Source organism: Sphingomonas sp. 10B4, assembly GCF_035019905.1.
Lineage (GTDB): Bacteria > Pseudomonadota > Alphaproteobacteria > Sphingomonadales > Sphingomonadaceae > Sphingomonas > Sphingomonas glacialis.
Genome location: NZ_JASJVC010000320.1, coordinates 1 through 271, shown reverse-complemented (window position 1 = coordinate 271; position 271 = coordinate 1). Strand labels below are relative to the sequence as shown.

The 271-nt window shown below is 45.0% G+C and carries 1 pseudogene; it reads left to right on the top strand.

Annotated features, from left to right (window positions below):
- Positions 1-271 (top strand): annotated as a pseudogene (locus QN347_RS19970) (hypothetical protein); the annotation flags it as partial.

Below are 271 nucleotides of genomic sequence, written 5' to 3'. Positions count from 1 at the left end.
AGAGTGCCGCCTCATCAAATCAATCCAGCTTCTCTATGCAGCATCAACAACTATTCCAAACGCTGAATGTCAATTTGGCTGAACGCAGTTATCCCATATTGATCGGGCAATCGGTTTTGTCTGACCGGTCAATTTTGTCTCAGCATATACCCGGTGATCGCGTCGCGATCGTGACTAACACGGTGGTCGCGCCTCTTTATTTAGCAAAAATTGAGCAACATTTACGTGACTTGGGTAAGCAATTTATCAGTATTATTTTGCCGGATGGCGA